General features: G+C 36.3%; 5 protein-coding genes. All 5 read left to right on the top strand.

Going from position 1 to position 4,344, the window contains the following annotated elements; genetic code table 11:
* The first annotated feature begins 78 nt into the window (after window positions 1–78).
* The 5 genes from V7147_RS09555 (at window position 79) to V7147_RS09535 (ending at window position 4,139) form a co-directional block, all read left to right on the top strand.
* A complete protein-coding gene (locus tag V7147_RS09555; RefSeq protein ID WP_335367625.1) occupies window positions 79–891 on the top strand; it encodes a heptaprenyl diphosphate synthase component 1 in 813 nt (270 codons plus the stop codon).
* 2 nt (window positions 892–893) lie between these two features.
* On the top strand, window positions 894–1,610 hold the full coding sequence (locus tag V7147_RS09550; RefSeq protein WP_335367624.1) for a demethylmenaquinone methyltransferase: 717 nt from the start codon (window positions 894–896) through the stop codon (window positions 1,608–1,610).
* Window positions 1,611–1,642: 32 nt separating this feature from the next.
* Window positions 1,643–2,605 carry a heptaprenyl diphosphate synthase component II gene (hepT, locus tag V7147_RS09545; RefSeq protein ID WP_335367623.1) on the top strand — a complete coding sequence of 321 codons (963 nt, stop codon included), beginning with the start codon at window positions 1,643–1,645 and terminating at the stop codon, window positions 2,603–2,605.
* 95 nt (window positions 2,606–2,700) lie between these two features.
* Complete coding sequence (ndk, locus tag V7147_RS09540) at window positions 2,701–3,147, top strand: nucleoside-diphosphate kinase (protein ID WP_335367622.1); 447 nt, start codon at window positions 2,701–2,703, stop codon at window positions 3,145–3,147.
* A 218-nt stretch (window positions 3,148–3,365) separates the two neighbouring features.
* Window positions 3,366–4,139, top strand: a complete 774-nt coding sequence (locus V7147_RS09535) for a CheR family methyltransferase (RefSeq protein ID WP_335367621.1) — start codon at window positions 3,366–3,368, stop codon at window positions 4,137–4,139.
* Window positions 4,140–4,344: the final 205 nt, after the last annotated feature.

Genomic DNA, 4,344 nt, shown 5'->3' with positions numbered 1-4,344 from the left:
CCACATCGTGTGGACCTAAAATTCGGGTGCAATACGCTAACGCATTTGATTGATATTATTTAAATTGGGGAAACAAGGGTGATTGATTTGCATGACATCAAGGAAATTGTTGCCAATCTTAAGGAGCGTATTGAGGACAAAACTAGACACTCATACCTTCAAAGATACATGGAAACACCGAGTATAGATGAGGATAAACTATTATTGTTATACTCCATATGCGAGGATTTGCTTTTGCCACAAGAGCAATTAACAAATTATATAGTAACCACTATGCTTGTTCAGCAGGCATTAGATACCCATGAAACAGTCCCCAATCGACTTGCTATTTCAGATGAACGTATGCGAGGTCAACAGTTGGCAGTTTTGGCAGGAGACTATTTTAGCGGATTGTATTATTATCTTCTTGCCCAAGCTTCCGATATAAACTTCATACGTGTACTCGCAGAGGGTATTAAAGAGGTAAATGAAGCAAAAATTTATTTGTATCAAATGGATCATGAAAGAACAGATAAGCTATTTTCAGGTGTGGCAGCAGTCGAATCTGCCATCTTTCGAAAAATCGTGAATCGTTTTCAAATAGAAAAATGGGATGAAATCGTCAAAAATTTTTTGTTGCTAAAAAGATTATTATTTGAAAGAGACCAATACTTAGAGAATGGAAATTCAATTCTGATTAAGACTCTTAAGAAAATAGTCTCAGTGCAAGAACAAGATCAGAAAATGGATGTTATGTATAAATTTAACATGCATCTTTCTCATGTAAGTAAAAGGCTAGAACAGTCTTTAGAATCTAACCCTAAAATAAACAACCTACTACTTAGCCGTATTAATGAATTACTTCTAAATGGTACTACATTATCATTGAAAAGAAGCGTGGAAGAAGGGTAATTATGGAGCAATCTAAAGAACAACGTGTACATCATGTATTTGAAAAAATATATAAAAATTATGACCAAATGAATTCTGTTATCAGCTTCCAACAACATAAAGCTTGGCGTAAGGATACAATGAAGCGAATGGATGTCAAAGAAGGATCATCTGCCCTTGACCTTTGCTGTGGCACTGCTGATTGGACCATTACCCTTGCAGAGAAGATAGGCCCTCAGGGAAAAGTGGTCGGTCTTGATTTTAGTAAAAATATGCTTAAAATTGGTCAAGAGAAAGTGGACAAGTTAAAGTTAAATCAGGTGGAATTAATACATGGCAATGCGATGGAGCTTCCGTTTGAAGATAATTCATTTGATTATGTAACAATTGGCTTTGGCCTTCGAAATGTTCCCGATTACATGACCGTTTTAAAAGAAATGCGCAGGGTAGTAAAGCCTGGCGGAATGGTTGTCTGTTTAGAAACCTCACAGCCTACGATGATCGGATTTAAACAATTATACTTTTTCTATTTTCGTTTTATTATGCCGATTTTTGGAAAGATTTTTGCAAAAAGTTATCAGGAATATTCATGGCTTCAGGAATCCGCGCGTGATTTTCCGGGGATGAAAGAGCTTGCAAACATGTTTCAAAAAGCAGGCTTAAGCGATATTGAAGTGAAACCATACACATTAGGTGTAGCCGCAATGCATTTAGGTTATAAAAGAAAAAGAAATAGTTAATCGCTTTATACTTTGAGATCAAGGTGAAACCAATGAAATTATCTTTGATGTATTCGTATTTGAATACAGATTTAGCAATTATAGAAAAAGAATTGGAGGCTTCCATCAAAGGGAAGCATCCGGTTCTTCAACAGGCTGGGTTGCATTTATTACAATCTGGTGGTAAACGGCTACGACCCGTTTTTGTCCTTTTAGGAGGAAAATTTGGGAAATATGATATTGATGTAATTAAAAATGTTGCCATAACACTTGAACTCATTCATACTGCATCACTCGTGCACGATGATGTAATTGATGACGCGGATCTTCGACGTGGTAAGCCAACGATTAAGGCAAAATGGGATAATAAAATAGCGATGTATGCTGGAGATTATATTCTAGGTAGCTCACTAGAAATCATTACAAAGCTTCCAAATCCCTTATTACATAAACTCCTGGCACATACAATTGTTGAGGTTTGTTTAGGTGAAATCGAACAAATCAAAGATAAATATCGTTTTGATCAAAACTTGCGCTGTTATTTACGTAGAATAAAGCGGAAGACGGCACTTTTAATTGCAAGTAGCTGTCAATTGGGAGCAGTTGCTGCAGATGTTCCTACCGAAGTTCATAAAAAACTGTTTTTATATGGTTATTATGTGGGGATGGCATTCCAAATTACAGACGATATTCTAGACTTCACGGGTACCGATGAACAATTGGGTAAACCTGCTGGCAGCGATCTAATGCAAGGTAATATTACATTGCCAGTTCTGTACGCGATGAAGGATGAAAACCTTAAACAACAAATTATTCAAGTAACGGAACGAACAACAGTAGCTGAGATTAAACCTATAATTACATCTATTAAACAATCAGATGCGATCAAACAAGCGGAAGGCTTAAGCAATCGATATTTAGAAAAAGCATATAAGATTTTGGAAGAATTGCCTTCATCCCGTGCTAAAAATACGCTCTACAATGTCGCGAAATATATCGGAAAAAGAAAATTTTAGGAATACCATTGATTACCAATCAAAATAGTGTTACTATTTTGATTGGTCGCTAAAAAAAGACTATTATACATATTTTTGGTGGGGTGGAGATAGTTATGGAAAAGACATTTTTAATGGTTAAGCCTGATGGCGTACAACGTCAACTAGTTGGTGAAATTGTTTCACGATTTGAAAGAAAGGGCTTTCAGTTAGCGGGAGCTAAATTGATGGCGGTTTCAGAAGAGCTTGCTGGCAATCATTACGGTGAGCATAAAGAGCGTCCATTCTTCGGGGACCTAGTTGATTTCATCACATCTGGACCAGTTTTTGCAATGGTTTGGCAAGGAGAGAATGTAATTACAACTGCACGCCAAATGATGGGTGCTACAAATCCAAAAGATGCCCTACCTGGAACAATCCGTGGTGATTTCGGAGTAACTGTTGGAAAGAACATTATACATGGTTCTGATTCGCCAGCAAGTGCTGAACGTGAAATTGCATTATTCTTTAAAGAGGAAGAATTAGTAGCCTACGATAAGCTAATCAATAATTGGATCTACTAATTTTAATCATCAGAAGTCAGTACTTCTGCTGATTAAAATTAAAGCCTCCGGCGGATGCCACGATTTTTTAGAGGAAATTTTTCGAGCGTGCTCGAAAAAAATCGGGCGCAAATACGCCGAGGAGTATTTGATAAAACTATCCAAACCAGCTCTTTTTAGGGGCTGGTTTTTCTGAAGGAACATTCCACCCTATGAATGACGTTTTTTGAGGAGAAGCTATGGACAAGAATTACATATTATTTACCGAACAGATAAAAAGAAAAACTGGTATTGATTTACGTTTATATAAAGAAGCACAAATGGTAAGAAGACTTACTTCATTATACGAAAAAAGAGGTTTTTCAAGCTTTCAGGAATATTTTAAAGGTATCGAAAAAGACAATGAATTGTTGTATGAGTTTTTGGATCGAATGACCATCAATGTTTCGGAATTTTATCGGAATGCGAAACGGTGGGAAGTACTAGAAACAAAAATTCTTCCAAAATTAATTGAACAAAATCGGAAGATCAAAGTTTGGAGTGCGGCTTGTTCAGCTGGTGAAGAGCCGTATACAATTGCAATGATTCTATCAAAATTTTTACCTTTACACCAAATATCCATTTTAGCCACGGATATCGATGAAAATATTCTAACTAGGGCTAGGATGGGGGTATATCCAGAACGCTCCCTTCAAGAAGTGCCTTCTGACATTAAAAAGCGCTACTTTACCCAAGATGGTGCTTTTTACAATGTCGATTCGGACATAAAAAAGACTGTAACGTTTAAAAAACAAAATTTATTGGCAGATTCCTTTGGAACCAACTTCGATTTAATCATCTGTCGAAATGTATTAATCTATTTTACAGAAGAGGCAAAGGACATGCTGTATAAAAAATTTAGTGATGCTCTTAAAAGTGATGGAATCTTATTTGTTGGGAGTACCGAACAAATATTTAATCCAGCATCATATGGACTGGATACGGAAGATACCTTTTTTTATCGAAAAAAATAAGTCGTCAGAAAAATGACAAATCAAATATTGTTTGTTAATATATAGGAATCGAATTTGCCATTTGGTAAATTCTTTTTCTTTATACGATATGAAAGTAAAAAAAATTTTTACGAAGTTTTCGCTGTCTAGCGCAAGCAGCCTAGCCCCTCGAGGTCACAAGCCAATCACTTCTGAAGGCAAAGAACGCCTTCTGTCAGTACTCGTC

This window comes from Bacillus sp. JJ1521, from assembly GCF_036965165.1.
Taxonomy (GTDB): Bacteria; Bacillota; Bacilli; order Bacillales; family Bacillaceae_L; genus Ferdinandcohnia.
This window is presented reverse-complemented; position numbering and strand designations above follow the sequence as displayed.